Genomic DNA, 21,732 nt, shown 5'->3' with positions numbered 1-21,732 from the left:
AGTTTCATTTCAGGCTCTTCAGCTTCACCGAATAAGAGATCGAGAGGTCGTCGGCCGACAGTTTGTGCGCGTCGATCGACTTCTGGATCTGTCGGACGGACAGGTCGGCGAAGTCCTGGGCCTCGAACGACTTGAAGAAGCCGCGGCAGGCCTTCACCAGCCGTCGAAGCTCGTTCACCCTGACCCCCTCGACATGGTCGTTGAAGCCCGCCGCGCTCTGGATCTTGCCTGCGGGATGGATGATGAAGCGCGTCGCCGACATGCCCTCGTAGTGCTTCTTGAACCAGGTGCTTGACCGGTTCATCTGGTCGGCCTCGCGCTTGTCGATCTCGGTGCGGGCGACGTCGACCTCGCTCTTGCACTCGATGAGGAGATAGCGCCTGTCGTCGAGGGCCCAGAGATTGTCCGGCCCTTCCTTCCATTCCTTGTCCGGGCGCTCGCCCGCGAACCCGAGCGCGCGGCTCAACTCGTCGAGCGCCTTTTCGAAGTTGTCCGCCTTGGTGCCGAACACGAGCCGCCCGAGGATGTCGCTCACCGTGACATCCATTTCCACGTAGCTGCCGAAGCCTCGGACCCAGTCCGCGATGCGCTCCATCCGGCCCTGGCTCACGATCGTGAGCTTGGAGACCGTGACACCCGTCGGCGGCTTAAGCAGCAGACGGTTCTTACGGTGGGCGGAGACTTGGAGAACCTGGGCGTCCGCACGGCGCGACTGATGCTCGTAGCGGGCCCGTTCCTGGAGGTACCAACCCTTGTCGTCCTCTCCCACCGACCCGTCGTCGAGGAGCGCCTGGATGGTCTCGGATGCACGGGCATAATCCCCGTCCACGTAAGCCTGCTCCGCCGCGAGTTCGGCCGCATAGACGCCAAGCACCTTCGCGTTCGCCCTGCCCGGCGTCACCCCCGCCATCTCCTCGGCATAGAACTGCTTCCAGCCCTCGTCGCGCCGGATGCACTGGCGCACGAGCCCGCCGAAGGCGTCCTCCGGGGACTTGCTCTCGTTCTCGATTTCCTCCCGCGCGAGCTCGGCGATCTCCAGGCCGATTTCGATCTGGGTCGAGACCTGAGGGGAAAGGTGATGCCGCGATGCCTTTTCGCGAAGCAGCCGAACGAGGTCGGCCCCCGTCACCACGATGACCGAGTAGTCCTTCTCGCCCCTGACGCTGCGACCCATGCCCTGCTCGACCGACCGGAGCGTGCGCATCAGCGTCGCCTCGCTCCTCGGACGGCAATGCTCCTCGTGCAGGTCGATCAGGCTCTCCGAATACGGACGGGAATCGAAGACCAGGATCCGGCAGGTCTCGTCCGGCAGGTCGATCCCGTCGTACCGGTTCGCGAGGACGACCGTCTGCTCGAACTCCCGCCGGCGCAAATCGTCGACGATGGTTCCCAGGGAGGTCTTGTCCGCGACCTTGCTCCCGTACCCCGCCCAATCCTTCGTCCTCGCGAAGCTCGGCACGAGAGCCACCACGCCGTAGGGGCGCTTGGCGTCCGGCTCGCCGAAGGCCTTCACCACCCACTCGCGGTCGAGCGTCTCGTTGAACAGCGAGGGCAGGAGGACCATCTTCTCGCCGGACCAGGTCTCCTTGTCATAGGTCAGGGGGCGGGCGATCGTGCCCGGCTTCAGTTGCAGGCCCTTCACCAGGAACGCGTCATCGGTCACCGTAGCCGACATGAAGATGCGATGCTTGGCGTCCCAGTACGACCCGAAGGCGTTCAAGGGCGCGACATAGGGCTCGATCTCGATTGCCGCCCCCGAGACGACGCACTGGCAGTGGCCGAGGATGTCCTTCAGTAAGGGCCAGGCGAACTTGATCGAGCGCCGCTCGGCGTTCGCGGACAGGATGCCGGCGACCTCCCTCTCACGGTCCTGCCAAGCCCAGTACGGCACCGGCAGGATGGCATCGCGCTTTCCGTTCTCGATGTCTGCGAAAGTCCCCACGCCCTGGCGTTCGAGATCGTCGGCGAACAACGTCCTGAGGGTGGCGTAGGCCGGCTCATCGTTCGGGATCCGGATGTGGCAGGCCTCCCGGATCCGGTCGGCGCAGGCGTGCGCGTCGTCCATCAGGACCGTGTCGACGCCGATCGACTGGCGATGCAGGCCGAACTTGGTCATCCCGTTGAAGAGCTTCTGGACCGAGGTCACGAGGATCGCGCCGGAATTGATGAACTCGTCGGGCAGCGCATCTTCGGCCTTGCAGACGCGGATGCCGAACTGCCTCGCTTGCTCGCAGGTCTGGTCGATGAGGAAATGGTCTGGGCAAAGGTACACCACCGGCCCGTGGCCCGCGTTCAGCCTTGACTGCAGCATGAGCAGTCCGACGAGCGTCTTGCCCTGCCCGGTGTGCAGCTTGACGATGATGTCCCGCGTCGCCTGATGGTCCTTGAACCACTCGCCGAGCACGGCCTCCTGGGCCGGCCGGAGGGGACCCTTGTCGTGCGCGCGGTCGAGCCTGTCGTAGATCTCGACGGGGTTCGTCGCCTTGACTGCCCCCTTGCCGCCGAGGCGTTTCTTAAAATCGACCAAGTGGCGTTCCTCCGGCTTGCCCTGTCCGTCCTCGCGATCGACGGTCGAACGCAACCCTGCGGCGGTTGCACATTCGTCGAGGCCGCCCAGTATGTCCGGGCTTGGCCGTTATTAGGTTAACCGAACTCTGACCTGCAACCAGCCACTGTAATCGATCCGGGATCTTATACGGCGGGCGGGACGAAAGCTCCTGCATGTCCGAAGTCGGCAAGGCCCGCGCCGCCCCATTTTCCGTTTCTGGACCCGCAGGCGATCTGGCGGGCCTTTGGTCCATGGCTGACCTTGAGCGTTCCGGGAGCGGTGCTCGACCCCGAACACCGTGTCGGCGATCCGCTCCGGCATGAAGCCCCGACCGAGTGTCCCTTGTTCGTGATGTTCGACGGCGTCATCGGCCTTGATCGGGGCGCCCGGTATCCCGCCATGCCCACGAACCCATTCACGCTTGTCCATACCTGGAAATCGGGATGACCGACCCCTTCAATGGGTCACATATGGCTTTGTGCTGGTGCTTTATGATCCTTATGATGGGTCATATCTCAGGCGCCCCTTTTCTCCCCAACCCTGCATCGGCCTACTTGTTCGATACGTTCAGCCATCAGTGACCCATTATAAGGGTTGTCAAACACCGCAACCATGGCAAAATGATCCATGAAAATGGGTCAATCGATGAGACTGACGATTCAACTTCATCATGGCGGCACCTGGCACGATGCGGCCACGCTGACGCTCGCCGATGCCGACGCGGGGGTGGCCGGTTCCAGCGTCGTGTCCTACGAGGCAAACTATTTCCTGGAGCACGGAGCCATCCCGCTCTCCGAAGGGCAGCCGCTGACCGACGCCCGGGCGGTCTCCGTCATGAGCCCCGTCGACCTTGAGGATCGGTCTTACCCGGGGTGGCCTCCGTTCCTTCTCGACCTCATGCCGCAGGGACACGCCCGCCGTAAGCTGTCCGAGCATCTCGGCATCAACCCAGATGCGCCGAGCTCCGAGGTCCGGTTGCTTCTCAGGGGCGCAGGTGCACCGGTCGGCAACCTTCGCATCAAGGAAGCGGCGGAAGCCGAGGCGGAGAGGTTGCACGACGCCCCGCGGCAGGGGGTCACCAGGGACGATATCCTCGACAAGTCCGAGGTGTTCCTGGAGGTCGCGGATCGCTTCGCGATGGTCGCCTCCGGATCCTCGGGCCTGCAGGGGGAGTGGCCGAAGATCGCGATGACGAGGGCGAGGGACGGCCGCTGGTATCCGGACCCCGTAGTCCCCGACACCCAAGCCGTGGCGCACGTCATCGTCAAGCTTCTCCGGAGCAACGAGGAGAGCGACAGGCTGATCCTGGAGGGCGAGGCCGCCTATGCGGCCGTCGCCAAGGCATTCGGCGTCAGGGTCGGTCTTCCCCTGGTGCACAGGAATGGCGTGCTCGTCATCCCGAGGTTCGACCGGCGAATCGCCCCGGACGGCTTGGTTCGCCGGGGGCAGGAAAGCATCGTCTCCGCCATCGGGGTCTCGGCGTTCGGCCATGTGGAGGCACACGAGACATACCTGGACATGATCCGCGCCGTATCGGCCGACCCTATGGCGGATGTGGCTGAGTACCTGAAGCGCGAGGTGCTCAACCAGGCCATGGGTAACCCCGACAACCACGGCCGCAACACCGCCCTGGCCAAGGACGCATCCGGCCAAGTTCGGCTGACGCCGCTCTTCGACTTCGCGCCCATGCGTCTCGCGCCGGCCGATACGGGGCGGCCGACGAAATGGGCTTGCATGCGGGCCTCGGGACGGGACCACGCTCCTGACTGGACGATCGTCTGCGAGGCGGCGGCCGGGAACGACCTCGACCCCGGTGCGCTGCTGGCAATCCTCAGGGAAGCCGAGGAGCGCGTTAGGGCCTTGCCCCGGACGGCACGCGAGCACGGGGTCCCCGAGGCCGTGGTTTCGAGGGCGATCGGGGATCGCCCCGCCGGGATCGCCGACACCATCGCGGCGATCCCGCCACTTGGCAGAACCCCGAGGTAGCGACGTGGGCGGATTGAGACGGCCGACCTCGGAGGAGATCCGGAAGCGGAGGGCCGAGTTGGCCGAACGCGTCAGGAACGGAACGCTGGCGCTACCCGGTGCGGTTGGGGAGATGCGACATGCGCTCGGCCTCTCCCAGGAGGAGTTCGCTGGCATGGTGCGATTGACCCGGCGGCAACTGGCGGAGATCGAGCGCGGGGAAGCCAACCCGACCGTCGAGACCCTTCGACGCATCGGCAGTGCCTTCGGCCTGGACGTGGGGTTCGTCGCGCGGGCTCCGCAGCCCCGCTTTGTGAGGCGCCGACCCGTCAAACGAAGCTCGACCATGAAGACGGCTTCGGTGCCGCTTGAGGACGATGATCTCACGGGACCGGGCTTCTGAACGATCGGCCGGCGCCTTCGAGAAACCCCTCGGAGACGCCGGATCGATCCCATCCGGTCGTCACGTGTGGGCAGGGCGCGAAGGGCGCGGCGGCCCTGCCTGCCAGGAGGTCGTAATTCCGCGCCGCGGTCCCTCCGAACGCAGGTCACGCCGAACGTTGACGGGCGATCGTCGATGCTGCCCGGCTGGCTACGGAGGAGAAGCGTAAAGGCGCCTTGGGCATCGTGCGTGCGCCAGAAGGCTTCCGTGGCGGCTACAAGCCAAAAAAGCGGACTGACCTGAGCGGTGCGTCACCGCGACACACGGAACCTATACGCCCCAGATGAACCGCACCGGGTTTCCCGGAGGCTATTGGGTTTGATTCAGGCTGCCAAGGTTTGCACCTCTGCCTGGGCATAGTAGCGTGCTTCGGCCTCGGCGGGAGGGATATTCCCGATCGGTTCGAGCAGACGACGGGTGTTGAACCAGTCGACCCATTCGAGGGTGGCGAACTCGACGGCCTCGAACGACCGCCATGGTCCACGCCGATGGATTACCTCGGCTTTGAACAGGCCGTTGATCGTCTCCGCGAGGGCATTATCGTAGGAGTCGCCAACGCTGCCGACGGACGGCTCGACACCAGCCTGGGCGAGCCGCTCGGTGTAGCGCAGCGCAAGGTATTGCGAGTCCCTGTCGCTGTGGTGCACGAGCCCGCCGCCCTGGACGGGACGACGCTCGTGCAGGGCTTGCTCCAAGGCATCCAGCACGAAGGCAGCGTGAGCCGTCCGAGAGACCCGCCAGCCGACGATGCGGCGGGCGAAGACGTCGATCACGAAGGCCACGTAGACGAAGCCGGACCAGGTCGCCACGTAGGTGAAGTCGCTGACCCATAGGGCGTTGGGGCGCGGTGCCTTGAACCGTCGGTTGACCCGGTCGAGCGGGCACTTCGCTGCCGGATCGGGGATCGTCGTCCGGACCGTCTTGCCCCGCACGACACCCTTCAGTCCCATCGCCCGCATCAGCCACGCCACGGTGCACCGAGCCACCACGATCCCTTCCCGGCCGAGCTGCCGCCAGACCTTGCGCACGCCGTAGACGTGGAAGTTCGCCTCGAACACACGCCGAATCTCGACCATCAGCGCCGCGTCACTCCTCGCTCGTGCCGGTAGCTTACCGGGATCGGCTCGCCGCGCGGCATGGGCATGGTACGTCGACGGGGCGATCGGCAGGACCTTGCAGATCGGCTCGACCCCGTAGGCATCGCGGTGCTCGTCGATGAACGCCTTCATCGCTTGAAAGGGCGGTCGAGCTCCGCCATCGCAAAATACGCACTGGCCTTCCGGAGGATCTCGTTGGCCTGTCGCAGCTCGCGGTTCTCGCGCTCCAGTGCCTTGATCTGCTCGCGCTCGTCCGTGCTCGGGCCGCCCCGCTGTCTCGTGTCACGCTCGGACTGCCGGATCCAGTTCCGGAGCGTCTCGCCCGAACAGCCGATCTTGGCCGCGATCGAATTGATCGCCGCCCATTGCGAGGCATGCTCGCCTTGGTGGTCCAGCACCATCCGCACCGCGCGGGCACGGACCTCGGGGGAATAGGGTGGGGTTCGCTTCGTCATGGCTCCATCCTCTCAAGAGTTGGAGCCTCCGGGAAACCCGGTGCGGTTCACAACACTGCGTCCCGGTAATGGAAGCCTGTGCCCGCGGAGGGTCGTCCGGCCCAGGAAATAGCTGAGGCCTTATCGGCCACGATGCCGGACGGTGTATGTTCCGCCCGTTCGCGCCTGCGACGCGCATATGGAAGACAGGAACAACTGCCTGCATCCTCCTCAGGTTTCTCGTTCGGTTCGAACCTCCTCCGCGCTGCCGGCAAGCGCCTGCAAGTCCTAGCCAAGCCCCGTAGGGACGTGGAAAGCCGGTTGCCCCGCGTGCGACAGATCCTCGTGTCTCAGCCGCCCCATAAAGCCAGACTACGAGAATGACTTACGCTACAAAGCGAGCGCGGCTAGTCGTTACGTAAGCATTTAGTTGCTGAGACCTGTAATCTATTCATAGAGTAAGGCAACTTCAATAAGAATTAAAACTACATCGTAGGATCGATCTGCTATTTTCCCCCTTTGTTTTGAAGATGGACAACAAGAGGTTTCATATCAAGACTAATATCCCAATCATTTGCATCAAGCCACCGAGTTTTTATTTCATCCGCTCGGTGCAATAGATGCCTTACTGCATCGTGTGCGATGACGTTTAAGCTTGGAACCAAAACAATCGGCACTGGCCTCTCGCCACTTTGCCACTGAGCAACCTGAGACACCGAAATGCGGCGGCCGGTCTCTTTCGACAAAGCAGCGGCCATTGGAGAGAGCCAGCGCTCTCCAAAAGCTTGCTTCCCAAGGCTCAACACGTGCTCTCGAAGTATGCGCTGTTCATCGTTGAGATTAGATATATTAACTTTAGGTGCTCGTCTAATTTTCGCTTCGACACTACCGGGTAAGGGGCGGTTTGAGCTCATATAAATTGGATCCAATACCTGAAGTTTGGTTCGGGTTTGCTATTTCGCATGCCTAATCTGTGAACGGCTATCACTTCTACACAAATACAATATTATTCACGTGCCTAGATCATTTATATCCAGCAACCTAATTTTCTGCGGCACGTCTATTTAGAATGTTTTGGGTGAGGGTTGTAGCTTATCCAATGTCTTAACCGCATGAAGCTGGCGTGGACAGGCGGACACGTAAGCCTGTGGATAATCTCTCTCGCCCCTATCGCGAGGCGGCAGATGTGCTAAAAACAGTTTTAGCATCGGTTTCAACTTAGCCTCCAAGGGTCCCAATGACCAATAAGATCGAAGATTTCACCTTAGACATGATAGAAAAGGCTCGTGAGAACGAGGTAGCTATGTCTGCTTTGGGTCCTGCTCGACAGGTCGAGTGCATCAATCGCAAGATTCGGCACAACGACGCTGTTTTTGCGATCGTTCCTTCTAATGATGCGCCGCATCGAGGCGCCCTGTATGTCATTACCGGAGCCCCTGTCCTTGCCGGATCGGGGTTTGATTTGAAGGTTGTGGAGACGGATGGCAGCTCAGCAAATGAGAAGCCGGTGGTACTGAAAAGAACACTAAGGTTAACTGCTTTCTTCGTCGCTTCATACATGGATGCGCGCTTCTTAGACATCGCTTTCGGAGACTCGGCCGCTTCCCGACATCACAGGAAGGAACAACAGAATGATGGTGGGAAACAAGCTGTCGAAAACATGCGGCAGGCAGCAACTCCTTATGGACGAGCGTATCTCGCCGCGAATCCTCAGTCTGTTCGTTCTGTATTCCATTCATAGATAAGTTTATATCATCAAGCTCGGGAGTATGTGCCAGTATCTTTCTATCTTGTGTGTTGTTTTAGCGCCCCCCCCAGATATAAAGTTTATGTGGAAGATATGTACAGTGGAATTTTGGTTGTGATGCACTGTATGATGAGATATTCATGATTAAACGTGCGCCTGCACTTCGGCCTATCAAATATATCAAATACAGGGTTGAGCAGCCAGACCTTGAAGACCCTGATCAAATCACTGGTATCCCTCTCCCAAAAGTTTGCATTGAGTCTGGCCGTCTGATCTACGACGTTGATCCCAAACCAGGCGGCAGATTGTCGTATTGGCAGCACGGGGTCGAGCGAGTCGAGCGCCATCCGTTCTTTATCAATTCAAGATTTTCGATCGATTCAAAGCGATTCATACTGAACAAAATTGAAATGGCATGGGATTGTCGAATTCGTGGGGTGACGCCTGAGGGAGGGAGCGCTGGTTTAGTTTTGGTGGTTAGCAGCGATGTCTATTTGCCAACGTTAAAGTGGCGAGGGAGTGAGTGGGCTGGTGCTCAGCAAGTTTCGATCTTAGCTGATAATAAGGGTCACTTTTTTGAGAAAAAGCCATCTTTATTTAAGGCTCTTCGGGAAATGGTTGTAGGCGTTGGTTTTCGCGTCGAACCAGTGCGTGACGACGATGCTGAGGCCCTGCAGTCGCTCATGTTCTAGATGTTGAGCCCTACTTTTGTATCCTATGCGAAATGTCGCCCTCGAACGAGACTCGCGCCGGCTCCAGGGGCATGCCCGCGCACCACTTGGTGCAACAGAACTCGTCAAAATGGTTCGGTGCCTGACAGGCTCATTCGTCATCCAGTTGGCCTCTCGCAATGGCTCTCCTTCCTCAACTGTAAGTTGACCATACGGCCGTAAGTTCGCCTTCTCCTAGTTCCGGGCGTCCTCTCGGGCAAAGCGATCAAGAATTTACTACGACTGCCGAGCCTGCTTTGCTTGTCTCACCAATCGAACGCCTCACAAAGCCGCGGACTGCTTGAGGACGCCTGTTCGCCTGAAGCCACTTGAATCCTCGAAAGCATGGCTCTGCTTAGGACCCCACCGTCTGGCTTCGTTAAGAACCTCCACGCTGTTGAGGACGACCTTGTGTCCATGCCCTGCAGGACGGGCTCGATCGCCCCGCCGCTATGTTCTCGATGCGCGCTCGATGTCGAGCATTCTGCGCGGCTTAGCCATCTGGACAGCGTACGGCATTCCGACGCTCGCAAGCGTCGTCCCCACCGTCGCTCTGTCCCAACCCAAGGCCCGAGGCTGCTATGGCACGCAGGCGCATCAACAGTGACGAGGCAATCGAGATCTTCGAGTACGGGTGGACGAAGATCGAGCCCCGCCTGACGTCGCCGTTTCTAATCGAACTCGACGTGCGCGAGATCTTCGGAGGCCAAGGACGCCGGCAGGGGCAGATGGACATCCCCGAATTTATAGACGGGTGGATGTCCTGGCGGGCCTTGCGGAGCGTGGGCTACAGCGTCCGAGACGCCAGCAAGGCTCTCCAGGCAGCCTGTCATGCGCGCGGTGCTCTTTTGTACGGATGTCTCGGCACGGCCGGCAGGGGAAAAGATCGGCGCTTCTGGATCCCCACGACAGACAGGATCTACGAGGAGCACAACAATGGCCGCCTGATGCTGCCGATCCCGGCAAAGGGCGCGCGGCGCCGGCTCGTGCTTGAACAGCACGCTGAAGCTGCCCGGCCTGTAATCCAGGGTATCCTGCGGGCGATTTGTAAGCACCCCGGCTGCCCCGATCGCATCCCGCCCATGTGGATGCGCTCGGGCTGCATCCCGGAATCCCTGAGGGACCGGACGATCCAGGAGTCGTTCGACATCATCGCCTCGGGGCACGAGCGCATGCCCGTTATCGAGGGGCACATCATGTGGATGGTTCTGCTGCGAGATACCCTTTTGAGCCTTGGCAATCCTGTCTTAGAGGCAGTGCCCCTCGACAACGATGAAGCCATCCTTGTGAGCTTAGCCCCGTAAGTGTGCAGGATTTGTGCCCGGTAGTGGACGCGCTGGGCACCTCAAAGGTTGTTAGTAGGCGATGGATATGTGGCAGCACAGAAGGTGATATATGGTAACTCCCCATCGCTCCGGGGGGGCTGTTCCCACGGTCCGTTACCCGGTTCGACCTTTTGGGTTCGGTCCCTACGAGCCAGCATAGCTCGAAGCAATTTACAAGAAAAACCCCTTGTGGCATCTAAACCATAGTCTCATTCTGGCGCTGCCATCACGAGGTTACGCAATGAAGCTTCGTTATTCTGTCCTTGGGTGTCTCATCGCAATTGGCTTCATGGGTCCCGCCCTTTCCAGCGAGTTTGGAAGGACTGATTTCCGAACGCACGGAGCAGGAAATCAGAAGCAAATGATGCCGGGATTGACTCTGATCCAGCATCATCACCATCACGTTCATCGAAGGTACCTCGGATGTGTTCGGTCCGACGCCGAATGCGACCACATCGCGCACGAGGACAATCACCTCGACCATCACTCGATCCGCCACAGCCATGATTGCGAGCACCATGGTCACGGCCGAGGGCACTTCGCTTGCTACGGTTGGAACGACTGATATCCGCATCGGCCGACCAGCCTTCCCGGGGGCGGAGCAGAGCGCGCCTTCCCGGCGAGGCCAAGACCGCGAAGTTTTATCGAGGCTCGCTATGTCCTCCGGCAGATCCTGCGCCTAAGCAGGCTCCGCCGGACGACCGAGAGTACGGGCCTTAGTAATGGCCACCGCGGTGACCGCCATGGCCACCACCGTGCCCGTAGCCGCCGTGACCACGACGGTGCCCCCCACCGTGGCCGTAGCCATGCCCGCCGCCGTGGCTTCTCCGGTAACCACCGCCGTGGCCGTAGCCATGCCCGCCGCCATGGCCCTCACGGTAGCCGCCGCCATGGCCATACCCTCCGCGGCTGCCACCGTGGCCGCCGTCGTGATGCTGGGCGATAGCAGAACCCGCGCCTAGGATGAGGCTGGCGGCAAGTGCGACGGCCCCGAGGGCCGCCTTGATCCCGGTCGAATTGATCATTGTCGGTATCCTTTGTGACATGGCGGTTTGGTCCCGCCGGTTACGGCCCCCTAGAGGAGGCCGACAGCCTGGGCTCGGCCGGACCGCATCAAGGTCCGACCCCCGGCTATTTCTCGAACCGTGCCTGGATGTTGTGACCGTGCATCTTTGTGGACAGGACCACCTTCGCACCGGCGGCGAGCGGAGCCGGCAGCGTTCCCGAGAGCTTGTTCGGCGCGGCGCCTTTCAGCGCCACCGTCTCGGTCTTGCCGCCCACCTGCACGAAGGCCTTGGCCGTCATGCCCGCGGTGTCCACGGGCTTGCCGTCCTCGCCGATGACGAAGAACGTCAGGTCCTTATCGGTGCTGACCAGCTCAATGGGATGACCGTCCGCGACGGTGGTCAAGCCCCCGTTCGGCCCGGCGGCCTGCGCGGGATGGGAGACGGCCAGGAACGCGGCGAGGACTATGGCGGGAATCGTACGCATCGGAAAAATCCTTTCCTTCGGGTTGAGGGTTCGGGCTCAGAAAGCTTCCACCGGGGTGGTGCGGCGGATGCCTTCGGAGGGAGGAGCTGCGATGGCCTCGGCGCGCAGGCGCTCCAGGGGCTTGTGGCCGAAGGTCAGGAACAGGATCGGCGTAAGGACCGTATCGAGCAGGGTGGCGCTGATCAGGCCGCCGAAGATCGTCACCGCGACCGGGTGCAGGATCTCCTTGCCCGGCGCGTCCGCGCCGATCAGCAGCGGTGCGAGCGCGACCCCGGCTGAAAGTGCGGTCATCAGGACCGGTGTCAGCCGCTCAAGGCTGCCGCGGATGACAAGTTCGGGTCCGAAGGGCAGCCCTTCCTGGATGGCGAGGTTGAGCCAGTGGCTGATCTTTAGGATGCCGTTGCGCGTCGCGATGCCGGTCAGGGTGATGAACCCGATCATCGAGGCGACCGAAAGGGGCTGCCCGGCGATCCAGAGCGCCGCCACGGAGCCGATCAGGGCGAGCGGGATGCTGCCCAGGATGATCAGGGTGAGGACCACCGAGCGGTAGCGGCTGAACAGGAGCGTGAACACCAGCGCCAGCGACAGCAGCGAGAGCAACCCGATGGTGCGGCCGGCCTCGGCCTGGGCCTGGAACGAGCCTTCCAGGCTCGCGACGTAGCCGTTTGGCAGGTTGGCGGCAGCGAGTTGCTCCCTGATGCCGGCCACGACCTTGCCCATGTCGGCGCCCGCCGCGGTGTTGGCCTGCACAACGATCCGGCGCCGCGCGTTCTCGCGCAGGATTTGGTTCGGTCCGTCCGTCTCCCGGATGTCGGCGATCTGCCGCGCCGGAACCCAGCCGGACGGTGTCTCGATGAGAAGGTCGCCAAGGCGCTGGGTGGTTCGCTGCGCATCGGACAGTCGCATGACGACGTCGAAGCGACGATAGCCGTCGACGACCCGAGAGACGACCTGGCCGTTCGAGAGGCGGCTCAGCTGCTCCACCAAGGCCGCGGGCTGCACCCCGTAAAGGGCGGCCCGGGCGTAGTCGACCCGGATCTCCAGCTGCGGGATCAGCACCTGCTTCTCGACCTGCAGGTCGGCGATCCCGGGGATGCCGGCCATGCGCCGGCGCAGGTCCTCGGCAATGGTGCGCAGGGTGTCGAGGTCCTCCCCGAAGACCTTGAGGGCGATCTCGGCCCGAACGCCCGAGAGCATGTGGTCGAGGCGGTGCGAGATCGGCTGGCCCACGTTGACGTTGACAGGCAGCACCGCCAGCCGGCTCCGGATATCGGCGACGAGCTCAGCCTTCGAACGAGCACCCGCCTTCAGGTCGATCTCCAGGTCCGAGGAATGGACGCCCTCGGCATGCTCGTCGAGCTCGGCCCGGCCGGTGCGGCGTCCGATGGAGAGCACGTCGGGGATGTCCAGCAGCATCCGCTCCGCCGCCAGCCCGACCCGGTTGCTTTCGCTGAGCGAGATGCCCGGATTGAAGGTCATGTTGACCGTGAACGAGCCCTCGTTGAACGGGGGCAGGAACGCCCGCGGGAGGAACGTCGCCGCCAGGCCGGCGCAGGCCACTGCCAGGGCGGCCAGAAACATGATCGGGCGACCGTGGCGTAGGGCCGGGCGCAGCATCGCGGCCACGCCCCGCTTGAGCACCCGGATCAGGCCGCTCTCGTGCTCGTCGAGGCGCTTGAGGCCCGGGAGGAGATAGTAGGCCATCACGGGGGTCAGGGTGATCGAGACGACGAGGCTCGCCAGGATCGAGATGATGTAGGCTTGGCCGAGCGGCGCGAAGAGGCGCCCCTCGATGCCCGACAGGGCGAACAGCGGCACGAACACCAGAACGATGACCATGGTCGCGTAGACGATGCCCGAGCGCACCTCCTGGGAGGCCGCGACCACCACGTCGAAGACCGAGCGCGGGTTGCCCTCGGCCCGGTTCTCCCGAAGCCGCCGGAAGATGTTCTCGACGTCGACCACGGCATCGTCGACGAGCTCGCCGATGGCGATGGCGAGGCCGCCCAGGGTCATCGTGTTGATTGACAGCCCGGCGAAGTGGAAGATTACGGCGGTGGCAAGGATCGAGACGGGGATCGCGGTGAGCGATATGGCGGTGGTCCGGACGTTGAGCAGGAAGGCGAACAGCACCACCGCCACCACGACGATAGCCTCCATCAGGACCGTCTCCACGTTGCGGATCGAGGTCTCGATGAAGTTCGCCTGCCGGAAGATCAGCCGGTCGGCCCGTACGCCCTTCGGCAGGGAGGCGGTGATGTCCTTGAGCGCGCTCTCCACCGCGGCGGTGAGCTGCACGGTGTCGACGCCCGGCTGCTTCTCGACCGAGACCACGACGGCGGGCGCGCCCATGTAACCGGCGTCGCCGCGCTTGACCTTGGCCGCGAACGACACCTCGGCGACCTGGCGGAGGAAGACCGGCTTCTTCTCGACCGTCGCCACGACCATGTTGCGTAAATCGTCGAGGTTCATCGTCCGGCTGAGGTTCCGGATGAGGTACTCCCGGGCGTACTGGTCCGTGAAGCCGCCGCCGGTGTTGACGCCGAACTGCGCCAACGCCGTCTCCAGCTGGCCATGGGTGACCCCAAGTGCACGCAGGGCCGTCGGCTGGGGCGCCACCCGGAACTGGCGCACCTCGCCGCCCATGGGGATGACCTGGGCGACGCCGGGGATGGAGAGGATGCGCGGCCGGATCGTGAAGTCCGCGATCTCGCGCAGTTGCATGGCCGACACGGTGTCGCCAGTCACCGCCACCATCACGATCTGCCCCATGATTGAGGAGATCGGGCCCATCATCGGGCTGACCGTGGGGGGCAGCTGCGAGCGGGCCATCGCGAGGCGTTCGGAGACCTGCTGGCGGTTGCGGTAGATCTCCGTGTTCCAATCGAACTCGACGTAGATGACCGACAAGCCGACCCCGGAGACGGAGCGGACACGGGCCACGCCCGGCAGCCCGTTCATCTGCGTCTCCAGCGGGAAGGTGACGAGCTGCTCGACTTCCTGCGGGGCGAGGCCTTCCGCCTCGGTCATGATGGTGACGGTGGGCCGGTTTAGGTCCGGGAAGACGTCGACAGGTAGCCGGACCGCGGTGAACGCTCCGTAGACGACAAGCACGGCGGCGATGGCGAGGACGACGAGGCGGTTCCGCAGGGATTGCGTGACGAGGAAGGTGAACATGGCGCCGGTTCCCTCAGCGGACCTGGTTGAGGAGTTCGGCGCCCTGGGTCACGATGCGCTTGCCTGGGCCAACCCCCGACACGACCAGCACGCGGGCGGCATCGAGGGGCTCGACCTGCACCTCGCGCGGTTCGAAGCGCTCGGGCTGCGTGTGCTCGTAGACGATGTTCTGCCCGTTCGAGCCGCGGACCACGCTGACGCGCGGCAGGGCCAAGCCCTTCTGCTGGGTGTCGGTCGCCGCCAGCACCGTGACGAACTGACCCGTGCGCAGTTCGGCCGGTGCGTTCTGCACGGCGAAGTGCATCGGAACCGCCTGGCTTCGGTCGGCGAGGCCCGCACCCATGTACTTCAGCGTCAGCATCCGGCCGTCGGCGAGGCGGGCCGTGGCGTCCTGGGTGCTCGCGAGTGCGTCGAAGCTCAGCGCCTCGATCCAGAGCCGGGCGGGGTCGACGATGTGGAAGACCATCGCACCCGGGTTCGCCATCTGCCCGGCCACCGCGTTGGCCTCGGCGACGACGCCGGAGACGGGCGCGACCAGGGCCTCGGGCTGCTGGCGGACGCCATCCAGGGCGGCACGACGGTCCATCAGACCCTTCAGCTCGGCCTGCGCGTCGTCCAGCTGGACCTGCGAGACCGAGCCGCCCGGCGCCAGCTTCCGGAAGCGTTCGACGCGGCGTTCCATGATGGTGATCTGCTGGTCCAGCTCCCCCTGGCGCTGTCGCATGTCGGAGACGTCCACCGCCTGGACGGGCGGGGTTACGGTCGCTAGCACCTCACCCTTCTTCACCCGCGTCCCAAGACGCGGAAATGCGTTGGACGGCGGCGGCGAGAGGCGCCCGCCGACGGAGGACTGGACCACTCCGCTTCCGTTGGGGTCGGCGATGATCCGGCCCGGCAACTCCGTGGTGCGGGCCAGCACGTCGGACGCCGTGACGATGGTCCGGACGGTCAGAATGCGTTGGGTCGGCTTAGGCACGAACACCGAGCCATCCGGCATGCGCTGGGCCAAATCCTGGGCGCCCATTGTCGCCATCGGCGTGCCCGCTCCCTTCTGTGAGCCCTCGCCGCCGTGGTCGTGCCCTTCATGGGCGAAGGCGGGCGGCCCGAACAGCAGCGCGGCGGCGAGGACCAGGATTCCGAGGGCGGGAACGAGCCGCCGACCTCGGATCAGCAGCGTCACCGCCACTCCCAGCAGGAAGCCGACGCCGCCGATGATCATCGGGAGCGGGTCGGCCTGTCCGAGGTGCTGCCGGAAGTCATGGGCGACGGCCAGCCCGGTCGCCCATGCCGAGGCCCCTCCGCTGGCCTCGGGCGCGGGCAGGTCGGGAACGTTCAGTGTGACTGGGAAAACGTCGGAGGTTCCGCCCGTCTTGACGGTGAACAGGACGTCGTACTCGCCCGGCTTCTCGCTCCAATGGGCGTCGAGACGGTAGCTGCCGTCGGGCGCCACCGCGACCTCCGTGGTCCCCTCTGGCGTTTCCGCGGTCACGGCCGCGTCCGTCACCGGTTCATTGGTGCCAACCCGGTCGACGAACACCGACACGGTGCCGTTGCGGGCGACGGCGACCAATTCGAGCGTATCCGTCGACGACGTGCCTCTTGGGGCGTTGGCGGCGGGGGCGGACTTGGCCTCGTCGCCATGGTCGTGGCCTTCGTGCGCCCGGGGCGCCACCGACCACAAACCGAACGTAAGGACCGCCGCCGCAAGGGCAGCCGGAAGCCGGGTCTTCATCGCGATGCAAGCCTTCTCGTATGGGACATTCGCCGCATCCGAGTGGGAGGCGGCGTCAGGCGCGTCGGCGCGCGCGTCTCATGCGAAGGATCGAGGAGGCTCGGGTAGCGTCTCCGGGACCACGCTCGGAAGGGCCAGATCCGGTCCCGACGCCACGCACCCGGCTTTTCCCCAGACGCCGCGCGCAGTGTCGGAGGCTTGCGTCACGAAGGCTTGGCAGGAGCCGCAGCCCGAACATGCATCCGTAGCGGCGGCTTGGTCGTCGTGCGCCTTACCGGCCGGCATCTCGGTCGCAGCGTGGTCCGGAACCGCGGCGTATTCCGCGGGAGCGCTTCGCTCGGTTGAGTGGTCGTGCCCGGAGTGCCCGAGGCCCACGACCGGCGCCAAGGCGACGAGAACCATGATCCGGAGGATCATGGTGAGCAGCCGCGAAGGAAGCGAGGTGAAGGCCATGGCTTGAAGTCGATACCACATCTTGGGTTCGGGCGCAGCGTGTCATCGCCTCCTCGGGATCCGGCCGGCATCCGAAGGTTGGCGGTGCCCGCCCCGACGGTTCCATCGGGACGGGCGCTTCACGGTACGAGAGGGGGCACTATCGCACCGCGAAGGTTGTGGGCGGGAACGGATCGGCCGTTCGCCGCAAGGGCACAGCCGATACCGGTGGCCAACAACGCGAACACGACCAGGAGGGGTAACATTCGCATTGGCGCGTCCTCACGGTCGCTCTGGCTTGCCGCCGTTGTTATTTCTTGTCGTGGGAATGACCGTGGGCGTGCCCGTCCTTGTCGGAGTGGACCGGCTTGCCGTCCTTGCCGATCTCGCGGGCCTCGCTCACGCGCGGATCGTCCCGATGGGCGGGCCCTCCTGAGACGCCGCCGGTGTTCGGAACGGCGCGTTCGGGATTGGACGCATTCCCATGTCCGTCCTCGGCGGCAAAGGCGGGAGCCGAGAGGCCTGCCAGCAGGCCAGCGGTGAGAATGGCGACGACGGTACGCTTCATGGTGCTTGTCTCCGGGGTCCGACGGCCGAACGGGCCGCTTCGAGACTTGAGATAGCGACCCCGTTTGTCTGCCGGTCGCCTGGTTCGTGACGAAGTGTGTCAGCGATTGCTGCGCGGTAGGGAGATCTGCACCCGTAGCCCGCCCTCCGCCCGGTTACCCAGAACGATGCGACCTCCCTCCGCCTCGACGATCCGGCGGGCGATGGTGAGGCCGAGCCCCGTGCCGCCGGTATTGCGGTTCCTGGACGCCTCAAGCCGTGTGAACGGCTCGAAGGCTTTCGCAACCTCGTCGGGCGCGATGCCAGGACCGTCGTCCTCGACGGTCAGCAGGAGTTCCCCCACGTCCACCGCGAGCGAGACGCAGGCACGGGTACCGTAACGCACCGCGTTGTCGACGACGTTGTCGAGTGCGCGCCGCAAGGCGACTGGGCGCACGGTCGCGAGGGCGCGACCAGGCCCGGTATAGGAAACGTCGCGTCCGGCATCCGAGGACGCGTCGGCGATGCTCATCAGGATGCTCGCGACGTTGGTGACCTGGCGCGGCTCGGGATCTGCGTCGCCCCGGAGGTACGCCAAGGTCGAATCGACCATGGCCTGCATCTCGTCGAGGTCCGAGCCCATCCCCCGGAATTCCTGTCCCTCAGGCAGTCCGTCGAGGCGCAGGCGAAGCCGAGCGATCGGCGTGCGAAGGTCATGGGAGACGGCCGCCAGGGCCTGGGTCCGTTCCGTCACCAAGCGATGGATGCGCTCCTGCATCGCGTTGAGGGCCCGGGCGATCTCGCGGGTCTCGTCGGGGCCGGCCTCCCGGACGGGGACGACTTTGCCATGTCCGATCTCCCCCGTGGCGCGGGTTAGGTCGCGCAGTGGTCCTGCGATCCGGTGGATCAGGACGACGGCGGCGACGCCGACGAGGATGGCCATCGCCGTCGCGAGATAGGCCCACGATCCAAGCCTGGCGAGGCTCGGTGCATGGGCCGAGTGGAAGGTCAGGAAGCTTCCGTCAACGAGCGCCAGCGCACCAGCGAGATCCTCCTCGTGGATGGCCTCGCCGCCGCCGCCCATGGCCAGGGCGAGCCCGGGTCCGAGGCTCGGCTCCGATGCGACCATCCGGGATCTCAGCGACCACATCGCCGGGTCTCCGGCTTGGTCCTGGCGCAGCGGCGAGGTTTTGGACCAGCCCAGCTCGAAATGTGGGGACGAGAGAGCCTTCGCTTCGGCGTCACGTTCGGACGAAGGACGCCTCAGCACCGCCTCGCGCGCCAGGGTGAGTTGGTTGGCGACCTGGCGCGCGAACGCATCGTCCGCCGCGGCCGCCGCGGACTGGCGGTAGAGCAGCAAGGCCCCGCCGTGGACGGTGAGTATGGCCAGGAGCAGGACGGCGACCGTTCGGGCTTCGAGGCTACGGGCCAGCAGAGCGAGGCGGCTCACGCGCGCTCTACCTTGGAGGCGAGCATGTAGCCGGCACCGCGGATGGTCTTGATGACCGCGGGCAGCCCCTCGGGCGGTTCGAGCTTGCGTCGCAGGCGGCTGACAAGGGTATCGACGCTGCGGTCCGAGGGCGATCCGAGCCGGGCGCGGGAGAGTTCGAGGATCATCTCGCGGCCCAGCACACGTCCCGGGTGCTCCAGGAAGACCAAGAGGAGGTCGTACTCCGCGCCGGACAGGTCGACGGCCGCCCCCTCGGGATCCAGGAGCGATCGGCTGCGCAGGTCGAGCCTCCAGCCAGCGAAGGCGAGGGTCTCCGATGTCGGGGCCGAGGGCGATGTCGCCGCGATTGCCGCGCGGCGAAGCACGGCCCGGACACGGGCCAACAGTTCCGGGCGGCCGAAGGGTTTGGCCACGTAGTCGTCGGCGCCGAGTTCCAGTCCGAGCACCCGGTCGGCCTCCTCGTTTCGGGCGCTGACCATGATCACCGGAACCGTGTTTTTGGCCCGCAACGCCCGGAGCAGGTCGAGGCCGGAGGCGCCCGGAAGCATCACGTCGAGCAGGACAAGGTCGATGCCACCGGCTGGAAGGACGCGCCAGAACTCAATGGCGCTCCTGCAGCCGGTGACGCGATAGCCGGCCTCCCGGAGAAGGCGGGTCACGAGCATGCGCAGGCCGTCATCGTCCTCGACGAGCACGATGTGGCCGGTATCACCGCCAAGCGGGCTTTCGCCGGGTTGGAGAACCATCGATTCCTCAGGTCAGCCCATGGTCTGGTCGAGCAGGAGCAGGAGCAGGAAGCCCGCGAAGAACATCGCCGTGACCCAGGGGCGATCCTCGACCTCATGTGCCTCGACCAGGAGTTCCTCGGTGACAAGGTAGAGCAGTGCGATCAGCCCGAAGGCGAGGAAGCCGGCCTGGACAGTGGCCGACAGGGTGGCGACGGGGCCACCGAGCAAGGCCCCCAGCGGAAGCAGGACCACCATGCCCGCGGTCAAGCCGACCACCTTGCCCTTCGAGGAGCCGGAGGCGCCGAGCTCGTTGGCGACAGTCAGGCCGAGGAAGAGCACCTCGATGGTCAACGCCACCGTAAGGAGGAGGCCCGCCTTGGCTCCCGCCGCGAAGGCGATGCCGAGGACGAGGCCGTCCACCAGGATGTCGATGGCCATGACGGACATCAACCCGACGGGCCCCTTCGCGCGTCTGCCCAGGCTCTTGACGAGCAGCATGGCGGCGACGCCCAGGGCCCCGCCGGCCAGGGTCGCCCATGGCGCGCCGGCGTGCTTGAGGTCCGGCAGGATCTCGCCGGCGGCGGCCGCGAAGACGACGCCCGCCGCGAAGTGCTGGATGGCGCTGACCAGGACGGGGCCGGGCCGGAAGTTGACCGCGACGGCGGCGCCGACGATGGCCGCCGCAGCCGGGATCAGGGTGTAGGTCCATGCCTGCATGGCCGGCCTAGACGACCGCGTCGGAGGCGAGCGCGCAGGCGGTGTCCGTGCTGGTCTCGACCTGGAGCGTGGTGTGCCCGATCCCGAATTCGTCCTTCATTTCACTGGCGGCCTGCATCAGGAACCCGTCGCCGGGATGTCCCGCGGGGATGACGAGGTGGGAGGTCAGCGCGGTCTCTGTGGTGCTCATCGGCCAGATATGAAGGTCGTGCAGGGCGACGACGCCGGGCAGGGACAGGAGATGGCGGCGCACCGCTTCGGGGTCGATGCCCGGCGGCACCGCGGCGAGGGACATGACGAGGCTGTCTTTCAGGAGCCCCCAGGTGCTCCAGACGATGACGGCCACGATGCACAGGCTCACCACCGGGTCGATCCATGTCCACCCCGTATAAAGGATCACCAAGCCGGCGATGACCACGCCGGCGGAGACGGCGGCGTCCGCGGCCATGTGAAGGAAGGCGCCCTTGATGTTGATGTCTCCCTTTGCACCGGAGGCGAATAGCCAGGCGGTGATGCCGTTCACGGCGATGCCGATGGTCGCAACGACCATCACAGTCGTTCCGGCGACCGGCACGGGCTGCCCGAAGCGCTGGACCGCCTCCCAGGCGATGGCCCCGGCCGCGACGAGCAGGAAGACGCCGTTGAACAACGCCGCCAGGATCGACGAGCCCTTCATCCCGTAAGTGTAGCGGGAGGTCGGCGCACGCTTGGCCAGGACCGTGGCGGCCCAGGCGACCAGAAGGCCGAGCACGTCGGACAGGTTGTGTCCCGCATCGGCGAGTAGGGCTACGGAGTTGGCAAGGACGCCATAGGTCGCCTCGATGGCGACGAAGCCGACGTTGAGGGCGATGCCGATGGCGAAGGCTCGTCCGAAGCTTGCCGGGGCGTGCGCATGGCCGGGGCCATGCCGGTGTCCCGCATGGGAATGCCCGCCCTGGTGCCCGTCGCCGTGGTCATGTCCGTCGTGGTCGTGCTCGCTTGCCATGTGGTCGGATCCGGTACGGGGGTTCGGTTGTATGTCGGCCGTCGGGAAAAAAACCTCCGGCCCACGTCGCGGGAGAGGTCGGCTCGTGCGTCCGCCAAGTCAGGTCATGAGGTCACCCGTCCAAGGCCTGCGTCCGCTCGGCGGGACGAAATTGGAAAGGTTCGGCAACCACGGAACGTCTTCCTTATCGACCGGCGATGCCGTAA

At 64.6% G+C, this 21,732-nt stretch carries 18 protein-coding genes and 1 other annotated feature; of the genes, 5 read left to right on the top strand and 13 right to left on the bottom strand.

The features are described from left to right. Positions 1–4 precede the first annotated feature (4 nt). The gene (locus ASF18_RS21535) at positions 5–2,527 is read right to left on the bottom strand and encodes a DEAD/DEAH box helicase family protein (RefSeq protein WP_056355310.1); all 2,523 of its coding nucleotides are present in this window, start codon (positions 2,525–2,527) and stop codon (positions 5–7) included. 855 nt (positions 2,528–3,382) lie between these two features. On the opposite strand from ASF18_RS21535, the gene ASF18_RS21530 reads away from it, so the two are divergent. Continuing rightward, a complete protein-coding gene (locus ASF18_RS21530; protein ID WP_244472799.1) occupies positions 3,383–4,534 on the top strand; it encodes a HipA domain-containing protein in 1,152 nt (383 codons plus the stop codon). Between the two features lie 58 nt (positions 4,535–4,592). Then, the gene (locus ASF18_RS21525) at positions 4,593–4,916 is read left to right on the top strand and encodes a helix-turn-helix transcriptional regulator (protein WP_318784659.1); all 324 of its coding nucleotides are present in this window, start codon (positions 4,593–4,595) and stop codon (positions 4,914–4,916) included. A 362-nt stretch (positions 4,917–5,278) separates the two neighbouring features. Here the strand turns inward: ASF18_RS21525 and ASF18_RS21520 are convergent. Beyond that, positions 5,279–6,507, bottom strand: a protein-coding gene (locus ASF18_RS21520; protein WP_156650071.1) for an IS3 family transposase whose coding sequence is annotated in 2 segments (ribosomal slippage) — positions 5,279–6,219 and positions 6,219–6,507 — 1,230 coding nt in all. Because the reading frame shifts where the segments join, the coding sequence is not laid out codon by codon here. Further along, positions 6,110–6,226, bottom strand: a sequence feature (AL1L pseudoknot). (Overlaps the previous gene by 117 nt.) A 485-nt stretch (positions 6,508–6,992) precedes the next feature. Continuing rightward, positions 6,993–7,400 carry a hypothetical protein gene (locus tag ASF18_RS24025; RefSeq protein WP_156650069.1) on the bottom strand — a complete coding sequence of 136 codons (408 nt, stop codon included), beginning with the start codon at positions 7,398–7,400 and terminating at the stop codon, positions 6,993–6,995. 323 nt (positions 7,401–7,723) lie between these two features. Between ASF18_RS24025 and ASF18_RS24020 the strand changes: the two genes are divergently transcribed. The 3 genes from ASF18_RS24020 to ASF18_RS21510 all read left to right on the top strand — a co-directional run bounded on the left by ASF18_RS24020 (position 7,724) and on the right by ASF18_RS21510 (position 10,247). After that, a complete protein-coding gene (locus ASF18_RS24020; RefSeq protein WP_156650067.1) occupies positions 7,724–8,227 on the top strand; it encodes a hypothetical protein in 504 nt (167 codons plus the stop codon). Between the two features lie 146 nt (positions 8,228–8,373). Then, positions 8,374–8,925: a hypothetical protein gene (locus ASF18_RS24015; protein WP_156650065.1), complete on the top strand. Its 552-nt coding sequence runs from the start codon at positions 8,374–8,376 to the stop codon at positions 8,923–8,925. Positions 8,926–9,524: 599 nt separating this feature from the next. Beyond that, positions 9,525–10,247 carry a hypothetical protein gene (locus ASF18_RS21510; protein WP_056355145.1) on the top strand — a complete coding sequence of 241 codons (723 nt, stop codon included), beginning with the start codon at positions 9,525–9,527 and terminating at the stop codon, positions 10,245–10,247. Between the two features lie 247 nt (positions 10,248–10,494). Here ASF18_RS21510 and ASF18_RS24010 read toward each other — a convergent pair whose 3' ends face one another. From ASF18_RS24010 to ASF18_RS21460, 10 genes are all read right to left on the bottom strand, one after another. Further along, a complete protein-coding gene (locus ASF18_RS24010; RefSeq protein WP_143103754.1) occupies positions 10,495–10,794 on the bottom strand; it encodes a hypothetical protein in 300 nt (99 codons plus the stop codon). 153 nt (positions 10,795–10,947) lie between these two features. Continuing rightward, positions 10,948–11,124 (bottom strand): hypothetical protein, encoded by a 177-nt coding sequence (locus tag ASF18_RS23350; RefSeq protein ID WP_156650063.1) that lies wholly within the window; start codon positions 11,122–11,124, stop codon positions 10,948–10,950. A gap of 275 nt (positions 11,125–11,399) precedes the next feature. Next, positions 11,400–11,759: a hypothetical protein gene (locus ASF18_RS21500; RefSeq protein ID WP_056355141.1), complete on the bottom strand. Its 360-nt coding sequence runs from the start codon at positions 11,757–11,759 to the stop codon at positions 11,400–11,402. A gap of 36 nt (positions 11,760–11,795) precedes the next feature. Further along, positions 11,796–14,936 carry an efflux RND transporter permease subunit gene (locus ASF18_RS21495; RefSeq protein ID WP_056355137.1) on the bottom strand — a complete coding sequence of 1,047 codons (3,141 nt, stop codon included), beginning with the start codon at positions 14,934–14,936 and terminating at the stop codon, positions 11,796–11,798. A 13-nt stretch (positions 14,937–14,949) separates the two neighbouring features. After that, a complete protein-coding gene (locus ASF18_RS21490; protein WP_056355134.1) occupies positions 14,950–16,668 on the bottom strand; it encodes an HlyD family efflux transporter periplasmic adaptor subunit in 1,719 nt (572 codons plus the stop codon). 742 nt (positions 16,669–17,410) lie between these two features. Next, positions 17,411–17,668, bottom strand: coding sequence for a hypothetical protein (locus tag ASF18_RS21480; RefSeq protein ID WP_056355125.1), 258 nt, complete (start codon positions 17,666–17,668; stop codon positions 17,411–17,413). A 99-nt stretch (positions 17,669–17,767) separates the two neighbouring features. After that, complete coding sequence (locus tag ASF18_RS21475) at positions 17,768–19,096, bottom strand: ATP-binding protein (protein WP_056355122.1); 1,329 nt, start codon at positions 19,094–19,096, stop codon at positions 17,768–17,770. Then, positions 19,093–19,842, bottom strand: a complete 750-nt coding sequence (locus tag ASF18_RS21470) for a response regulator transcription factor (protein ID WP_056355119.1) — start codon at positions 19,840–19,842, stop codon at positions 19,093–19,095. The genes ASF18_RS21475 and ASF18_RS21470 overlap by 4 nt, the downstream gene beginning before the upstream one ends. Before the next feature lie 12 nt (positions 19,843–19,854). Next, positions 19,855–20,541 carry a hypothetical protein gene (locus ASF18_RS21465; protein ID WP_056355116.1) on the bottom strand — a complete coding sequence of 229 codons (687 nt, stop codon included), beginning with the start codon at positions 20,539–20,541 and terminating at the stop codon, positions 19,855–19,857. A gap of 7 nt (positions 20,542–20,548) precedes the next feature. Next, positions 20,549–21,526 (bottom strand): cation diffusion facilitator family transporter, encoded by a 978-nt coding sequence (locus tag ASF18_RS21460; protein ID WP_056355113.1) that lies wholly within the window; start codon positions 21,524–21,526, stop codon positions 20,549–20,551. Positions 21,527–21,732 lie beyond the last annotated feature (206 nt).

Origin of the sequence: Methylobacterium sp. Leaf89 (assembly GCF_001422215.1) — a bacterium.
Classification (GTDB): domain Bacteria; phylum Pseudomonadota; class Alphaproteobacteria; order Rhizobiales; family Beijerinckiaceae; genus Methylobacterium.
This window is presented reverse-complemented; position numbering and strand designations above follow the sequence as displayed.

Bases quoted from the DNA above. Each gene is read 5' to 3' on its own strand.
- ASF18_RS21530 (WP_244472799.1), top strand. From the start codon at position 3,383: ATGAGCCCCGTCGACCTTGAGGATCGGTCTTACCCGGGGTGGCCTCCG.
- ASF18_RS24025 (WP_156650069.1), bottom strand. From the start codon at position 7,400: ATGAGCTCAAACCGCCCCTTACCCGGTAGTGTCGAAGCGAAAATTAGA.
- ASF18_RS24020 (WP_156650067.1), top strand. From the start codon at position 7,724: ATGACCAATAAGATCGAAGATTTCACCTTAGACATGATAGAAAAGGCT.
- ASF18_RS24015 (WP_156650065.1), top strand. From the start codon at position 8,374: ATGATTAAACGTGCGCCTGCACTTCGGCCTATCAAATATATCAAATAC.
- ASF18_RS21510 (WP_056355145.1), top strand. From the start codon at position 9,525: ATGGCACGCAGGCGCATCAACAGTGACGAGGCAATCGAGATCTTCGAG.
- ASF18_RS23350 (WP_156650063.1), bottom strand. From the start codon at position 11,124: ATGGCTACGGCCACGGCGGTGGTTACCGGAGAAGCCACGGCGGCGGGC.
- ASF18_RS21500 (WP_056355141.1), bottom strand. From the start codon at position 11,759: ATGCGTACGATTCCCGCCATAGTCCTCGCCGCGTTCCTGGCCGTCTCC.
- ASF18_RS21495 (WP_056355137.1), bottom strand. From the start codon at position 14,936: ATGTTCACCTTCCTCGTCACGCAATCCCTGCGGAACCGCCTCGTCGTC.
- ASF18_RS21490 (WP_056355134.1), bottom strand. From the start codon at position 16,668: ATGAAGACCCGGCTTCCGGCTGCCCTTGCGGCGGCGGTCCTTACGTTC.
- ASF18_RS21480 (WP_056355125.1), bottom strand. From the start codon at position 17,668: ATGAAGCGTACCGTCGTCGCCATTCTCACCGCTGGCCTGCTGGCAGGC.
- ASF18_RS21470 (WP_056355119.1), bottom strand. From the start codon at position 19,842: ATGGTTCTCCAACCCGGCGAAAGCCCGCTTGGCGGTGATACCGGCCAC.
- ASF18_RS21465 (WP_056355116.1), bottom strand. From the start codon at position 20,541: ATGCAGGCATGGACCTACACCCTGATCCCGGCTGCGGCGGCCATCGTC.
- ASF18_RS21460 (WP_056355113.1), bottom strand. From the start codon at position 21,526: ATGGCAAGCGAGCACGACCACGACGGACATGACCACGGCGACGGGCAC.